The following is a 14,773-nucleotide window of genomic DNA, read 5'->3' as shown; positions in this document are numbered from 1 at the left end:
ACTAAACTGTAACTAAATAAGTTACGATATATCTAGTATAATAAATATTACAGTTAAAACTGTCAAGAGCAACTTTTCACATTCGACAATTTCAGTCATAATCGGAAGTGGAAGGAAGTGGAACTTGAATGAGTGTCCTGCAAAATGAACTGACGCACCTTATCTTCTTGGCGGAGGTCGTAATCGCAAGCCGCAAAAAAGAAGTGATGGAAGATACGCTGCAGTGTCTGCTGTATATCATCAAGTCGCTGCCCGAAGTTGAAGTGCCGGACAGTGTTGCAGAACAGATCGCTCATTTGACGGAACGTATCGAGGAGAAGCTGCGGCAGGAGAATGAACGGATTCAGGAGATACAGGGAAACCTCGGCCGTCTGGCCAAACCGAATTCAATCGCGTAGCCGGCCCGGATTAACATACACCAAGAAACAACCCGCAGGGATGATTCAGCTCCCGCGGGTTGTTCCGTTTGCTTATGTAAGGCAGGATTCCAGGGTGCCTGCCTGCCGTTCTTATTCGTTGCGGCTGTTCCGTTCTTTCCAGAAGAGGGCGCTGAGCATGCGCTCGACCCATTCTTTATCCTGCTCCGTCAGTTCGATGCCGTCGAAGATAAGTTCGTTGTCATGAAGAAACCGCCGCAGGTTGACCGGAGCCTTGGGCTTGTCCCCGCCGCTCTCCGGTTTGTCGAGATACCCGGCGATTTTCATCAGTTCGGCGTAAGGAATATTCAAGCCTTCAGACAGCTTCATCAGCACATCAGGAGACGGGATATTGCGGTTGCCGTTCTCAAGCTGGGAAATGTAAGCGGCGGATACGCCGGAACGGTCTGCCAGTTCGCGGATCGTATAGCCTTTCAGCTTGCGGAGATCTTTGAGTTTGTCATAGAAATACATCGCAGCACCCGCATTTCTTGGTAAACATTAGTTAACATGTTTATCATAGCAGGGAATATGCGGTTTTCAAAGGGGAACTTTGGCCGCGCGGCCCAAAAAGATTAACAGGAACGAATAACAACCCGTAGGAAGATTCAGCTCCAGCGGGTTGTTCCATTTGCTTATGTAAGGCAGGATTGCAGGAGGGCGGTCGGCCGTTCTTATCCGTTGCGGCTGTTCCGTTCTTTCCAGAACAGGGCGCTGAGCATGCGCTCGACCCATTCTTTGTCCTGCTCCGTCAGTTCCATGCCGTCGAAGATGAGATCGTTGTCATGAAGAAACCGGCGCAGATTGACCGGAGCCTTGGGCTTGTCCCCGCCGCTCTCCGGTTCGTCGAGATATCCGGCGATTTTCATCAGTTCGGCGTAAGGAATATTCAAGCCTTCGGACAGCTTCATCAGCACATCCGGAGACGGGATATTGCGGTTGCCGTTCTCAAGCTGGGAAATGTAAGCGGCGGATACGCCGGAACGGTCTGCCAGTTCGCGGATCGTATAGCCTTTCAGCTTGCGGAGATCTTTGAGTTTGTCATAGAAATACATCGCAGCACCCGCATTTCTTGGTAAACATTAGTTAACATGCTTATCATAGCAGGGAAAATGTGGTTTTTCAATCCGGGGTAAAAGAAAGAAGAGATATCGTCAACTATAGTAAATATTTATGTTTACAATAGTAAATTATAATGCTACCATGGAATTAATTAGGAAATGGGGGCCATGATTTTTTATGAGGATTATCGCCAAATCGGAAGAATTTATCCGCAGAAGAATGACGCTGGGACTGACCCAGCGGGAGCTCGCCAGACAGACGGGATTAAGCCACGCATACATCAGCTTGCTGGAGCGGTCGATGAAGTCGGTCGGTCCCGGGGCCGCGAAGCGTCTGAGCATCGTTCTCGGAAAGCAGGTCGAGGAGTTGTTCCATATTCAGTGAGGAAAAGGTGCGGTCCTGCCAGAGGCCGCGCCTTTTTTGTAATCCCCGCCGTGTAGTCATTGCTGCCGGAAGACCGGGCAGGGAATAAGTCAAGCGCCGAATTTGACGACCTTGTTCTTCCCGGTTGTTTTGGCCTTGTACATCGCTTCGTCCGCCTGTTTGATCAGCTTGTCTCCCGTAAGGCCTTTCTTGTAGGTGCTGAAACCCATGCTGACGGTGACGATGGTTTCTTCTTCGATGCGCTTGCGTATTCTCTCCGCGAGCTCGGCGGGTTTGACATCGGGATCGGTCAGCAGAATGACGAGCTCCTCGCCGCCGTAACGCCCCACGATACCGCTCTCGTCCGCTTCCTGGCGCATGATGCTCGCCACCTGCTTGAGCATCTCGTCTCCCATGTGGTGGCCCTTGGTGTCGTTGAGCTTTTTGAAATTGTCTATGTCGCTGAACAGGACCGAAACGTTCAAATTCAGCCGGATATACTGCGAAACTCTTTTATCGAAGTATTTGCGGTTATACACTTTGGTCAGACCGTCGGTGATCGAGGACTGGTAAATCGCCTGCATGAGCTCGACTACCCGATCGAACAGCAGGAAGAAAAGAATCGTCACATAGATGACCGGAATGAACCATTCCGCCAGCATCAGCCATTTCTGCTCCCCTTGAAACAGGTACAGATTGACCATATGTGCCGTTTGTCTGGCGAAATACAGCGTCATCACGGCCTGGAATTTACCTTGCTGTCCGATCAGAGGCGTAATGGTGTAAGCGCATAAAAAGATCAGCACGAACATGTACAGCTCCAGCGGCAAGTCGGCCAGAAGCGCAGCCTGCTCGGGACTTCCTGCGGACGGCGGGTAAAAATGAAAAGCGGAAATGCCCAGAGCGACCGCGATCAAGCCGTAAAAATATAAATAATGACGCCGCCGCGTCGGATTATACAGCTGATAAACGCCCAGATTGATCAGGACGAAGGTGACGGCCTGCAGCAGATCGTCCGCGAAGCCCGACACGCCCTGCAGCTGGCCCGAGGCCTGCCAGTAAAGCCGGAGAAGGTTATGCGCGAGCATGAGGATGAGCGAAACGGTCATCGAGAGATAGCCTTTTTTTCTGCGTGTATAGTAAAGCCTTCCCGAGATGAAAATCATCAGGGCAAGAATGACTAGCATCATGGAGCTGGCCGTCTCCGGACCCCATGTTTCAATCGGATTGTTCCACAAGTTCAACATTCCTCCGAGGTTGTCCGTTCCCTTTTGCGGGGTCCGGACTCAAATGTACGTTCGCATTTTCAGGCGATTTCATTATAGCAAAATAGGGCGGGGACAAGAACAACTTTTTTCGGAAAAGTACCGGCAGACTGAAACGCCGTCTCCACCGGCAGGGACGTGTTCTCTTTTCTATTAGCCGGGCAGAAGGTACAATAAGAAGAGGCTGAGCGTATGATGCTGAAGCCGGATTTGCGCCGCGCAAGCGGCCGGAGGATCAGGAGTGTGCATCGATGAACATTTTGCAAGCGTTATTCTTCCCGCCGGAGCAGCCGGGCGGGGTTTCTTCCATGGTCCCGTATATTACCGAAAAGTTTAATAAAAGAGGCTGGGACATGGAACTGTTTTCCCTTCCCAGAAGGGTCAGGGGCAAGGGAACCGAGCCCGTTACCTTCAATACGTTCGATTGGACCCGTTACGCGGGGAACCCGATCGTGGACAAATATATCCAAACCTACAAAGATTACGTGTGGTGGACGAAGCTTCGTATCCGTAAGAGCTACGATCTGATTCACGCCCATCACCCGATTGCCGCGCTCGCTATTAAGGAAGTATTTCCCGATACGACGGTCATCGTAACCGTTCACTCCAGCTACGAGGGAGAGCTTTTGCTGAACGGAAAAATAGAGGAAGGCGGTCCCGAGCAGCTTTTTCTGACGTCGATTTACGGCGAGATGGAAGCGCGGCTGGACCAGATTTTAACGGTTTCGAACTCTTTCAAAGGATATATAAGCGAATTTATCCAGGACCCCGATCGGATCGGGGTTATCCCGAACGGCTACGACGAGAAGCGCTTCCGGCCGATTTCCCACGAGAACGAAGTCGCCCAACTCATTACGGTGTGCCGCCTGGTTCCGGCGAAAGGGCTCGAAACGCTGCTTCAGGCATGTGCGATGCTCAAAGAACGGGGGCATCCTTTCGTCCTGCATATTATCGGCGACGGCCCTTCCCGGACAGAGCTCGAGGAATTGGCGAAGGAACTGAACTTATATGAGGAGATTATTTTTTACGGGTACATGCTGCACCCGGAAGAGTTTATGCCCTTCTTCGACGTTTTCGTCCTTCCTTCGAAAGCTGAGGCTTTCGGCTCCGTATTTGCGGAGGCGGCTCTCTGCCTTCTGGCACTAGTAGGCACGAATGTCGGGGGGGTTGCGGAGCAGATCGAGAACGGACGCAACGGGTTGCTGGTCGAGCCGGGTGATGCGCCGGCGCTCAGCCAGGCGCTGGAGAAAGTCGTGGTCGATCCGACCTACCGGTATCAGCTGGCCCGTGCGGCTTCGGAGAAAGCGAAGAAATCGTACTCGCTCAACAGGGTCATCCGGCAGCTTCGCGGAGTGTACGAGAGGTACGGGAAATGAAGACTTTCATCGCTTTAGGCCAAACGAAGGGGGTGTGCGGATGAAGGCGCTGAAATTTCTGCATGCCGCCGACCTTCACCTCGACAGCCCGTTCAAAGGGATGAACTCGGTTCCCGAGCGGATCCGGGATGTAATCCGGGAATCGACCTTCGGAGCGTTAAGCCGGCTCGTCCGGCTGGCGGTCCGGGAGAAGGTCGATTTCGCTGTTTTCAGCGGCGATATCTATGACGCCGGCGACCGCTCCCTCCGGGCTCAGCTGCGCTTCCGCAGCGCCCTTGCCGAGCTGGACCGGGCGGGAATCCCCGCCCTGGTTATCCACGGCAATCACGATCCGCTGGACGGCCGGGGAGCGGACCTGGAATGGCCGGCGGGAGCTTATGTATATCCGTCGGACAGGGTCGAGACGGTTCGGGTCGTGAAGGAAGATCGGGGGCTTGTCGCCGAAGTTCACGGCATCTCGTACGCATCCGCCGCGGTAACGGAGAACCTCGCCCTGCGTTTCCGGGGCGGGGACGCTTCGGTTTTCCAAGTGGCTCTGCTTCACACGAATGTCGACGGACGCCCGGGATACGACAACTACGCCCCTTGCAACAAATCGGATCTTGTGGGGCGGGGGATCGACTATTGGGCCCTAGGCCACATACATACAAGAGAAATCGTCATGGATGAGAAGCCCGCCGCCGTGTACCCCGGCAACATACAGGGCAGGAGCATACGGGAGTGCGGCCCGCGCGGGTGCTATATCGTGGCTGTGGATGAGAACGGGAGTCCCGCGCTGGATTTTCACGCCCTGGACGGGGTGCGCTGGCAGCAGGAGACTCTTTCTATCGCGGGCATCGGCACGGAAGAGGAACTGCAGGAAAGCCTGCAGGATCTGCTGGCCCGGCTAAGGGAGAAAGCCGAAGGCAGGCCGACCGTCGCCCGGATCTTCCTGGAAGGCCGGGGACCGCTTCATTTGAAGCTGCAGGCAGGGAGTACCCTTTCCGACCTGCTCCGTGAGCTGCGCGAGAGCGAGCTGCTGGCTCTGGCGGGACGTTCGGCCGCCGGATACGGCAGGGGCGGCACCGCTGCAGGCGCCGAACATACGCAAGCTCTCCACCCGGCAGACGACAATAAGGAAGAGGGGACGGACTCTTACCCCAAGGATCCCCCCTCAGGCGGCGTCTTCCGCAGTGCGGCGGCGGACGTTCCGTTCGTCTGGATCGAATCCATAGAAGCCCGAACCGGGCAGGATATCGACTTTGAACTGCTTCTCCGGGAGGAAAGCTTCATAGGCGACCTCCTCCGGCTGGCGGAAGAACTGGCTGCGGATGAAGGGAAGCTGCGAGAATTCGCCGATGAGGCGCTCGGTTCCCTCCTTGTCCAGAACGGAGCTTCCAGGCTGTTCGGAGGAGCGGACGGGCTTCTCGAAGACACGGGAGATTGGCTGGAGGCGGCGCGTGAACTCGCCGTCGATCAGCTGATGCCGGACGGGAGGCGGGGCAAATGATCATCCGCGAAATAAGAGTCCGGGGGTTCGGTTCCCTGCAGAACCGGACTTACCGGTTTGAATCGCCCGTTACCGTGCTGTATGGCCCCAATGAGGCGGGCAAAAGTACCCTGCTCGGTTTTATCCGCGCCGTCTTGTTCGGGTTCCCGACGCGGGCGCAGGCCGCCGACAGGTATGAGCCCGATGGCGGGGGGGCGCACGGCGGCGCGCTGCTGCTGGAGGACAAGCAGGGCCGGACCGTCCTGATCGAACGCTATGCGGATCACGGCGGTCCCGGACGTCCGCCCGCAGCCGGCTCCGTTAAAGTGACGCTCGAAGGAGGCGCGGAAGGCGGCGAAGAACTGCTCCGTCATCTGCTCGGAGGACTGTCCGCGGAGCTTTTCCGGAGCTTGTTCGCCTTCGGGCTGGGCGAGCTTCAGGAGCTGCGGACCCTGCAGGGGGACGACATCGGCGGCTACCTCTACGGAGCGGGCTTTGGCGTGAGCGGAAGCGCCGTAGTGGAAGCGGAGCGCAAGCTCGCTGCAAGGGCGGATGCTTTGTTCCGGCCAAGGGGACGGACCCAGGAGCTGAACCGCAGCATCCGGGCGTACGAAGAACTCCGCTCCAGCCGGAACCGTTCCGCCGACGAGATCAGCCGGTACGAAGAAGCGACGTCAGAGTGGAAACGGCTCGGAGACCGGCTGAACGGGCTGGATGCCGCCCGGACGGAGACGGCCGCCGAGCTGGAATGGACCCGGCGCTGCGGGAAAGCCTTCGAGCCGTGGCTGAAACTGCGGCGGATTCAGGCGGAAATGGCGGAAATCCGGGAAATTCCCGGATTTCCGCTGCATGCCGCCGAGCGATATGAAGCCATCCGTCAGGAACGGGACGAATTCGAGAATGAGCGGCGTCAATACGAGGAAGAGAGCGCCGCGCTTCTGCGGGCGGTCGAAGCCCTGCCCGTCCGCGAAGAACTGCTCGAAGGCGCGGCCGAACTCGCCGCCCTTGAAGAGGAAGCGGGGGCTTACCGCAGCGGGCAGCTTGCGGCGGCGTCCGCGGAGACGGAGAAAGCTCAGCTGAACGAAGCGCTGGCGGCTCTCTTGCGGCAGCTCGACGAGCAGTGGACGCGGCAGGATCTGGCTGATTTCCCCGTTTCGGTCGGCATGAAAGAACAGATCCGGGAAGCACGGGATTCCTTTGCGAAATGGGACGGAGAGAGGGCGCTGCTCGAAAGCGAGCTGAGCCGGGTATTTGGCCGGCTGGAGGAGCAGCAGAGCGAGCTCGCCGAGCGCCAGCTCGAATGGAGCGAATGGCTGACGCTGTCGGAGCTCCGGGAAGATGCGCCGGGTGCGCGGACAGCCGCCGAATCGGGTCTGCTTCGCCGGTTGTCTTCCGATTACGCGCAGTGGAGACTGCTGAAGAGCGAGGAAGAACAGAGAGACCGGATCCGGGAGGAAGAACGCCGTAGGCAGGAGGAATTCGAAGCCTGGTCGGACCAAAGGCGGAGCGACTCCGACCGTACAAGGAAAAAGACCGCTTACGCCGCGGGAGCGATCGCGGTTCTTCTGCCGGCGGCGCTGCTTATAAGCGGTCAGGCGGCTGCGGCTGCGGCCGTATTTGTTGTGCTGGCGGCGGGTACGGCCTGGCTGATATTCGGCTCCCCGGATAGAGCCCGCGGAAACAGGCACAGCCGGGGTCCCTTGCTGCCGGAAGCCCGGACGGAGGGGAGAGGGCGTGCCCGCCGGGGAAGAGCGGCCTCCTCCGGCGATTGGTTGTCCGCTGCCGCACAACCGGGCGAAGCGGACCATCGGGCAGACGGCGAGGATGTCCGGCTGGAGGCAGACAAGGCGGCTCTCCGGCAGCGGCTGCAGCAGAATCTGGCGCTTCTTCTGAGCAGCCGCGGAGCCGGAAGCCGTGAAGCGGCCGCCGCCCGCGCGAACGGCTCTTCCGATGAAACTTCCGCTCTCGGACGCATGCCTCTGCCGTCTTGGCCGGAGACGCTGAGCTGGCTGGAGCGGGAGCTGGAAAGCTGGCTGACCGGCACCGATTTGTGGGCGCAGCACCGCTCCGAATTGGAGCGCCGGAGGGCCAAGCTTGAAGAACTGAAGCAGAGCATTCAGTCGCTGGAGAAGCAGCAGGCGGCGGTTTCCTCCCGGATGCGTTCGCTGGAAGAACGCGCCGCGTCCGGTCAGGAGCGCTGGAGCGCCTGGCTTCGCGAACGCAAGCTGAGGCCGCACCTGTCTCCCGAAGCGGCGCTGGAATCGCTGCAGCTGATCGCCCGCGGGCATGACCTGCTGCAGCGCCTTGCCGGCTGCGAGTCCAAACTGGCCGCCCTGCAGGCCTCTTCCGCCGCGTTCGAAACGCGGACGGTCCGGCTGCTGGGCGAGGCCGAAGCGGCGGACCCGCTGCCGGGGCTCCGGCGCCGCGCCGAGCGGCTTGCGGAGCAGCAGGGGCTGCTCGCAAGGCGCGAGCGCCTTGCGGCCGAAGCCGCGGAGGTCCGGCGCCGGGAGACGGCTGCCGCGCAGAAGGCGCGTCAAGCGGCGGAGCGCCTGCAAGCGCTTCTGAGCGAGGCGCAGGCCGCCGGCGAAGAGGAGCTTCTCTGGCAGGCGGCTCTCCAGGAGCGCCTTGCCCAGCTCGCGGCCGAAGCGCGGCTCCTCTCCGGCGCGCTGGATGCGCATGCCGGCGTCTCGCGGCGCGAGCGGCTCGACGCGGCGCTGTCCGGCGCCGACGAGGGGAGCCTCGCCTCGCGCGAGGAGGAGCTCGCGGGCAGCCTGAGCGGCCTGGAGGCCGAGGCGAACCGCTTGCGCGACAGGCGCGGCCGTCTGGCCGGCGAGCTGGAGAAGCTCGAAGGCGGGAGCGAGCGCGGCGAGCTGCTCCAGCGCACCGAGGAGCAGCTCGCCGAGGTGCGCGAGCTGGGCGGCAAATACGCGGTGCTCGCGATGGCCGCCCTGCTCGTGAAGCGGACGCGCGAGCGCTGTGAACGCGAACGCCAGCCGGGCGTGCTCCGCCGCGCTTCGGCCTGCTTTGCGGCCATGACGGGCGGCCGGTTTACGCAAGTGGTCGCGCCGTTCGGGCAGCAGCGGCTCTATGCCGTCCGGTCGGACGGACGGCAGGTGGACTCATCAAGGCTAAGCCGCGGAACCGCGGAGCAGCTTTACTTGTCGATGAGATTCGCGCTCGTTGAAGAATTTACCGGCGGAGCTTCCCTGCCGCTCGTTTTTGACGATATATTCGTCAATTTCGATAAAGAGCGGATGGAAGGGGCGCTGCGGATTATCGGGCAGCTCGGCGGAAAGCGGCAGGTTCTGCTTTTTACTTGTCACGAGCATGTAAGGGATGCGGTGACAGGGATTTCTCCCGCAGCAGGTGTGCTTCATGTTTAATAGACAGCCAAAAGACCCTCCTTATTAAAGGAAGGGTCTTTTGGCGTTCATCGTATAGGTCCTTACAAGTATGTCTTTTGACAAGAAAATGTTCTATTCTCTTTTGCCTTCCGGAGAAAGGATTTTGAGATGAACGCGGACCATGACCTCCAGTTTTTTATTTGTTCATCCCAGTTAGTCGTTCGGGAAGAGAGTCGTCCAGTCGTCCGGCTGCGATTCCCATCGGCTAATGCGGGGGCGACGTCGTCTTGAAAAAGACTTTTGTCGATCGCGGTACTGATAAACATACAGCCGGAACTGCCGTTGCTCGCATGCTGCGAAGCGTTTCACATGCACCGTGCGGCCTCCCCGGCAGCGACCGGGACAAAACGTAAAAACAGGCATGTTCTCCGCGTTGCAAGAGAACATGCCTGTTTTTTGCGAGTGCGACGGTGCCGTGTGTTCCGGAGCCAAGCGTGAAGACTCGGTCTCCCGTCGTCCATCGTCTTTTCGTCGATCCCGCCCGTGTCAGTAATCCGTCACCGTGACGGAACGGAAGATCCGCTCGACATCTTCAGCGGTGACGACCCCCGCCTGCATCTGCAGAGCGTTGGCGCTTCCGCATGCCGCGCCGAAGCGGGCCGCGTCCTCGTCACTGCTTCCCCGGCGAAGAGCCGTGACTATGCCGGCCACCATCGCGTCGCCGCTGCCGACCGGGTTCACGGCCCGGATCGCCGGGATGGCGACCCGCCGCACGCGGCCGCTGCTGCCCGCGAGGGCTCCGCGCGCGCCGAGCGAGACGACGACGTGCCGGATTCCGCGCTGCATCAGTTCCCGGATGCAGGCGGCCAGATCGTCGTCGGAGGAAGCGGGCCTGCCGAGCAGGCGCACGATTTCATGCTCATTGGGCTTAATGAGCAGAGGCTTCGCTTCGAGCCCGGCAGCCAGAGCGTCGCCGCTCGCGTCCAGGACGGCCTCGGCGCCGGCTTCTCTTGCGAGCGTGATCAGCTCCGCATAGAGCGAGGGAGGGCAGCCGAGCGGCAGGCTGCCGGAGAAGCACACATGCGTGGACCTGCCCGCGAGTGCCTTCACCTTCTCCTTCAGGGTAAGAAGGGAGTTTTCCGCGATGGCGGGTCCGGGCTCCAGCAGCTCCGTCTGCGTGCCGTTGTCCGCATCCAGAACGGTCAGGCAGAGGCGGGATTCTCCCGGGACTTCCGTGAAGTCATGGGGAATGCCCTCCGTGTCCAGACCGCTGCGGATAAACTGTCCGTTGAAGCCCGCCACGAAGCCGGCGGCCGTAACGGGCTCGCCGAGCAGACGGGCCACCCGGGCGACATTAATCCCTTTGCCGCCGGGTACGGCGATCATGTCCGTTACGCGGGAAACCCGGTCCATTTCGAAGCTTTTTACGCGGTAGGTTTTGTCGATTGCCGCATTGAGGGTCACGGTGGTAATCATCCGGGTTCTCCTGTCTTGACTGAAATTAAATGAAATCTTTGGCGCGGCCTACGCAGCCGGTAAGCCGCATTTTCGCCTGGGCCAGCTCTTTAACGGCGGCTTTGGCCGGAACCATATATTTGCGCGGGTCGTTTTCATCCGGGTTCGCTTGGAACACTTTCTTGATGGCATCGGAGAAGGCGATGCGCAGCTCCGTGGCGACATTCATCTTGGCCATGCCGAGCGATACGCAGCGTTTGACCTGTTCTTCCGGTATGCCGGAGCCGCCGTGCAGAACAAGGGGGAGGCTCACTTTGCGGTAGATTTCTTCCAACTTGCCGAAAGCGATTTTCGGTTCGCCCTTGTAAATGCCGTGAGCCGTTCCGATGGCCGGGGCAAGCGTCGGCACGCCGGTAAGCTCCACGAAGCGGACGCATTCGTCGGGATCGGCGAGGAGCGCATCTTCGTCGGCTACGACGATGTCGTCTTCGACGCCGCCGACCTTGCCGAGTTCAGCTTCCACGTTCACGCCGGCAGCACGGGCGACTTTCACGACTTCCTGCGTCTGCCGGACGTTCTCTTCGAACGGATGCATGGAAGCGTCAATCATGACCGATGTATAGCCTTCCCGGATGCATTGTACGATAAGCTCGTAATCCGTGCAATGATCAAGATGAAGCGCGATCGGGACGGAAGACCGTTTGGCGGCAGCGGCTGCGGCCGCAACGATATAGTCGGGTCCCAGGTGTTTCACCGTTCCGACGGTAGTTTGCAGAATCAGCGGAGCCTGAAGCTCCTCGGCCGCCTCGACGACGGCTTGCAGCATTTCCAGCGTATGCACGTTAAATGCCGTGATGCCGTAGCCGTTCTGACGGGCCGCTTGAAGCAGGTGTGTAGAAGAAATCAAATGAGCCATTTGAAAAACCCCCTCGTATAAAATGATTGAAACGATCAAAATAATGATTTATAATGTCATTAAGTTGATTATAAGGGAGGAAATTAGAAGATGTCAAACGTTCAAGGCCAATTAACGTATACCGAAATCAGTGCTCAGCCCGCCGCTTTGCAGGCCGCATGGGACCAGCTTCAGAAGCAGTCCGACTGGGTGAACCGTTATATAGGAAACGATCAATACGAGGAAGTCGTTTTTATCGGATCGGGCTCTTCCTACTACCAGTCGATCACGATGGCGGCGACGTTCCGCAAATGGACCGGACGCAGCGCATCCGCGCAGCCTTCCTCCGATATTTTCCTGCTGCGAGACGCCACTCTCCCGAGAGGGAAGAAGCTTCTGATTGTAGGCGTGTCGCGTTCGGGCGAATCCCATGAGGTGCTTCTTGCGCTTGATTCCGTCAAGAATGCGGCTCATATTGATACGTGCGGCATCACCTGCCACGAGACGAGCAAATTGTTCGGGATGACGGAATGCCTGCTTTCGCCGCTCGGCAAAGAGAAGAGCACAGTGATGAGCAAATCGCTCAGCTCCATGACCTTTATGATGCAGGCCGCAATCGCCATGGCGGCGGGCGGCGAGGCATACTTACAAGAGCTTAAAACTGTGTTAGAATTAGACGAAGAACTGGTCAAAGCCTCGGATACGAGCATCAAAGAATGGGTGTCGGCGCACAACTTCAACAAAACGGTCTATCTCGGACTCGGCGCACTCGGAGGCTTGGCGCTGGAAGCCTGCCTCAAGCTGAAGGAAATGACGTATACGTGGACGGAAGCGTACGGCACGCTTGAGTTCAGACACGGTCCCAAATCCATCGTCGACTCGGGTACGCTTGTCTGCTTCCTGCTTTCGCAGTCCGCTCGCGATTATGAGCTGAAGGTAGCCAGAGAGCTGAAGGAATACGGAGCGACGATTCTGCTTCTGACCGCGGAGCGCGGGGAAGACACGGAGTTTGCGGATCTGGTTCTGGAACTCGGCGGAGCCGCGCTCAGCGATGAAGCGCGCAGCGTATTGTATTTGCCCGCTGTCCAGTACAACGGCTATTACAGCGCGATGAAGCGCGGGCTGAATCCGGACGATCCGCGCAACCTGACTCAGTTTGTCGAAATTTAACCTTGTGACGGAGTGAAAGTTGAAATGAATGACACGACTCCTTCCAAAGGAGATCTCAGGCGCCAGCAGATTATGACGATCCTCAAGCAGCAGGGGCGCATAACCATTGGGGAGATCATCGAGCATTTTCAATGTTCGGAAGCGACGGCAAGACGCGATTTGGACCTTCTGGAGAAAAAAGGCGAGGTTGTCCGCACCATCGGCGGGGCCCTGTTCGAAGGCCTCACGGCTGTCCGCGAAACCTCGTTCGCCGAGAAGAAGCAGCAGCTCTGGCTGGAGAAGGAAGCGATCGCCCGCAGGGCGGCCGGCCTTATCGAGGAAGGGGACAGTGTCTGCCTGACGGGCGGCACGACAACCTTCCTCATCGCCCGCGAACTGAAGCAGCGCCAGGGGATTACGGTTGTGACCAATGCCGTGAATATCGCCATGGAACTGGCCGACAGCGAAGGCCTGCAGGTGGTCGTCGTCGGCGGCGTCATGCGCAGCAAGAGCTTCGAGCTCAGCGGGCCGCTGGCCGAGAAGACGATCGAGCATCTCAACATCGAGAAGCTCTTTCTCGGAGTGGACGGCGTTTCCGCGGACAAAGGCATCACGACGTTTTCGGAGCTCGAAGCCCAGACCGCCCGTCTGTTGATAAGCCGCACCCAGCATACGATAGCAGTGTTTGACCATACCAAGGTGGGGAAAGCCTCCTTGTTCTCCATAGCTCCGCTTGCGGACGTAAACGTGTGTGTGACAGACGCGAGGTTGGAACCCGACATGGAGAAGGTTCTTGAGCAGCACGGCATTACCACTTTGTATGCGAACGCATAAGGGAAAGGACGGACGGGAATGAGCTTTTTCGTCGGCGTGGATCTCGGAGGAACGAATATTGTATGCGGGTTGTTGGATGAGGAATTCAATGTCCTGGTCAAAAGCAAACAGCCTACGGAAGCGGCCAAAGGCAGCGACTATGTGCTGGAAAAGATTGCGGTTATGGTGGAAACGATGCTCCGGGAGCAGAATATTGCGCCCGGGCAGCTGAAAGCGGTAGGAATCGGAACGCCGGGCTTTATCGATCCGGTTCGCGGAGTGTGCGTGTTCGCCAGCAACCTCCGCTGGAACGAGGTGCCGGTATCCGACCAGCTCGGAGCAAGACTGGGCGTACCGGTCTTCATCGACAACGACGTCCGTATGTACGTCTACGGCGAAGCCATGAAGGGACCGGGCCGCGGGTACGAGCATGTGCTCGGGATTACGCTCGGGACCGGCATGTCGGCCGGACTGGTCAATAACGGCCAGCTGTATTACGGCGGCGGCTTCATGGCCGGCGAAATCGGTCATATCCGCGTCGACGATGCGGAAACGACGCCATGCGGCTGCGGACTCGTCGGCTGTCTCGAAACGATCGCATCCGCGACGGGGATCGTTCGCCAGGTCAAGGAAGCGCTTGCGGCAGGATGCGAGAGCATCCTGGGTCAGTGGTTCCCCGGAGAAGAGGCAGCTTCCATTACGGCGGCGGATGTTTCCCGCGCGTATGACGAAGGCGACCGGCTGGCGATCGAAGTCATGAACCATACGGGCAAGCTGCTGGGCCGCGGGCTTTCGTATGCCGTAACCATGTACAGCCCGGACGCGCTGATTATCGGCGGCGGAGCCTCCCTGGCCGGCGAGCGGCTGTTCAAGCCTATGCGCGAAGAACTGCAGAAGTCGGTTTACAAAGGATACTGGGAGCGCCTCACCATCCACCCCGGCACCCTTATCGACGACGGCGGCGTAATCGGCAGCGCGGCATTCGCCGCAAACCGCGCGGCCGGGATCGTATAAGCTTTTTTTCGAAACCTTTCTAGGCTTATCTAGGTATAAAGTCATTATTTTTGCATGTAAAAAACAGGAAAGACCTTTCCCTATGTCGAATTGGACGGAAAGGTCTTTTTTTTGGCTGTAAAGCACAACTTGTCCGACGCAACAGTCGTCTAA

The 14,773-nt window shown here is 58.7% G+C and carries 13 protein-coding genes; 8 read left to right on the top strand and 5 right to left on the bottom strand.

What is annotated here, in order from left to right; translation table 11 throughout:
- Positions 1-128 precede the first annotated feature (128 nt).
- Complete coding sequence (locus AC2TF6_RS20190; protein WP_009674730.1) at positions 129-398, top strand: hypothetical protein; 270 nt, start codon at positions 129-131, stop codon at positions 396-398.
- 111 nt (positions 399-509) lie between these two features.
- On the opposite strand, the gene AC2TF6_RS20185 is transcribed toward AC2TF6_RS20190, so the two are convergent.
- Entirely contained in the window at positions 510-890 is a 381-nt protein-coding gene (locus AC2TF6_RS20185) for a helix-turn-helix domain-containing protein (protein ID WP_491308216.1), read from the bottom strand.
- 200 nt (positions 891-1,090) lie between these two features.
- Entirely contained in the window at positions 1,091-1,471 is a 381-nt protein-coding gene (locus AC2TF6_RS20180) for a helix-turn-helix domain-containing protein (protein ID WP_217560088.1), read from the bottom strand.
- 184 nt (positions 1,472-1,655) lie between these two features.
- On the opposite strand from AC2TF6_RS20180, the gene AC2TF6_RS20175 reads away from it, so the two are divergent.
- Positions 1,656-1,862 (top strand): helix-turn-helix domain-containing protein, encoded by a 207-nt coding sequence (locus AC2TF6_RS20175; RefSeq protein ID WP_009674753.1) that lies wholly within the window; start codon positions 1,656-1,658, stop codon positions 1,860-1,862.
- A gap of 89 nt (positions 1,863-1,951) precedes the next feature.
- On the opposite strand, the gene AC2TF6_RS20170 is transcribed toward AC2TF6_RS20175, so the two are convergent.
- Positions 1,952-3,088, bottom strand: a complete 1,137-nt coding sequence (locus AC2TF6_RS20170) for a GGDEF domain-containing protein (RefSeq protein WP_491308215.1) — start codon at positions 3,086-3,088, stop codon at positions 1,952-1,954.
- Positions 3,089-3,357: 269 nt separating this feature from the next.
- On the opposite strand from AC2TF6_RS20170, the gene AC2TF6_RS20165 reads away from it, so the two are divergent.
- From AC2TF6_RS20165 to AC2TF6_RS20155, 3 genes are read left to right on the top strand one after another with little or no spacing between them, the layout of a single operon-like run.
- On the top strand, positions 3,358-4,482 hold the full coding sequence (locus tag AC2TF6_RS20165) for a glycosyltransferase family 4 protein (RefSeq protein WP_009674801.1): 1,125 nt from the start codon (positions 3,358-3,360) through the stop codon (positions 4,480-4,482).
- A gap of 40 nt (positions 4,483-4,522) precedes the next feature.
- Positions 4,523-5,971 (top strand): metallophosphoesterase family protein, encoded by a 1,449-nt coding sequence (locus AC2TF6_RS20160; RefSeq protein WP_491308214.1) that lies wholly within the window; start codon positions 4,523-4,525, stop codon positions 5,969-5,971.
- Positions 5,968-9,333 carry an AAA family ATPase gene (locus tag AC2TF6_RS20155; RefSeq protein WP_491308213.1) on the top strand — a complete coding sequence of 1,122 codons (3,366 nt, stop codon included), beginning with the start codon at positions 5,968-5,970 and terminating at the stop codon, positions 9,331-9,333. The genes AC2TF6_RS20160 and AC2TF6_RS20155 overlap by 4 nt, the downstream gene beginning before the upstream one ends.
- Before the next feature lie 507 nt (positions 9,334-9,840).
- On the opposite strand, the gene pfkB is transcribed toward AC2TF6_RS20155, so the two are convergent.
- The gene (gene pfkB / locus AC2TF6_RS20150; protein WP_491308212.1) at positions 9,841-10,770 is read right to left on the bottom strand and encodes a 1-phosphofructokinase; all 930 of its coding nucleotides are present in this window, start codon (positions 10,768-10,770) and stop codon (positions 9,841-9,843) included.
- Positions 10,771-10,795: 25 nt separating this feature from the next.
- Positions 10,796-11,665 (bottom strand): class II fructose-1,6-bisphosphate aldolase, encoded by an 870-nt coding sequence (fba, locus tag AC2TF6_RS20145; protein ID WP_009674758.1) that lies wholly within the window; start codon positions 11,663-11,665, stop codon positions 10,796-10,798.
- A 90-nt stretch (positions 11,666-11,755) separates the two neighbouring features.
- On the opposite strand from fba, the gene AC2TF6_RS20140 reads away from it, so the two are divergent.
- Genes AC2TF6_RS20140 through AC2TF6_RS20130 form a run of 3 tightly spaced genes read left to right on the top strand, consistent with a single transcriptional unit; the run spans position 11,756 to position 14,620 of the window.
- Positions 11,756-12,814, top strand: coding sequence for an SIS domain-containing protein (locus tag AC2TF6_RS20140; protein ID WP_491308211.1), 1,059 nt, complete (start codon positions 11,756-11,758; stop codon positions 12,812-12,814).
- 24 nt (positions 12,815-12,838) lie between these two features.
- Entirely contained in the window at positions 12,839-13,627 is a 789-nt protein-coding gene (locus AC2TF6_RS20135) for a DeoR/GlpR family DNA-binding transcription regulator (protein ID WP_009674761.1), read from the top strand.
- An 18-nt stretch (positions 13,628-13,645) separates the two neighbouring features.
- Complete coding sequence (locus AC2TF6_RS20130; protein ID WP_491308210.1) at positions 13,646-14,620, top strand: ROK family protein; 975 nt, start codon at positions 13,646-13,648, stop codon at positions 14,618-14,620.
- The last annotated feature ends 153 nt before the right edge of the window (positions 14,621-14,773 follow it).

The sequence above is a fragment of the Paenibacillus sp. JNUCC 35 genome (genome assembly GCF_058269095.1).
This window is presented reverse-complemented; position numbering and strand designations above follow the sequence as displayed.

Coding starts and splice junctions, on each gene's coding strand:
- AC2TF6_RS20190 (WP_009674730.1), top strand. CDS start 129: ATGAGTGTCCTGCAAAATGAACTGACGCACCTTATCTTCTTGGCGGAG.
- AC2TF6_RS20185 (WP_491308216.1), bottom strand. CDS start 890: ATGTATTTCTATGACAAACTCAAAGATCTCCGCAAGCTGAAAGGCTAT.
- AC2TF6_RS20180 (WP_217560088.1), bottom strand. CDS start 1,471: ATGTATTTCTATGACAAACTCAAAGATCTCCGCAAGCTGAAAGGCTAT.
- AC2TF6_RS20175 (WP_009674753.1), top strand. CDS start 1,656: ATGAGGATTATCGCCAAATCGGAAGAATTTATCCGCAGAAGAATGACG.
- AC2TF6_RS20170 (WP_491308215.1), bottom strand. CDS start 3,088: ATGTTGAACTTGTGGAACAATCCGATTGAAACATGGGGTCCGGAGACG.
- AC2TF6_RS20165 (WP_009674801.1), top strand. CDS start 3,358: ATGAACATTTTGCAAGCGTTATTCTTCCCGCCGGAGCAGCCGGGCGGG.
- AC2TF6_RS20160 (WP_491308214.1), top strand. CDS start 4,523: ATGAAGGCGCTGAAATTTCTGCATGCCGCCGACCTTCACCTCGACAGC.
- AC2TF6_RS20155 (WP_491308213.1), top strand. CDS start 5,968: ATGATCATCCGCGAAATAAGAGTCCGGGGGTTCGGTTCCCTGCAGAAC.
- pfkB (WP_491308212.1), bottom strand. CDS start 10,770: ATGATTACCACCGTGACCCTCAATGCGGCAATCGACAAAACCTACCGC.
- fba (WP_009674758.1), bottom strand. CDS start 11,665: ATGGCTCATTTGATTTCTTCTACACACCTGCTTCAAGCGGCCCGTCAG.
- AC2TF6_RS20140 (WP_491308211.1), top strand. CDS start 11,756: ATGTCAAACGTTCAAGGCCAATTAACGTATACCGAAATCAGTGCTCAG.
- AC2TF6_RS20135 (WP_009674761.1), top strand. CDS start 12,839: ATGAATGACACGACTCCTTCCAAAGGAGATCTCAGGCGCCAGCAGATT.
- AC2TF6_RS20130 (WP_491308210.1), top strand. CDS start 13,646: ATGAGCTTTTTCGTCGGCGTGGATCTCGGAGGAACGAATATTGTATGC.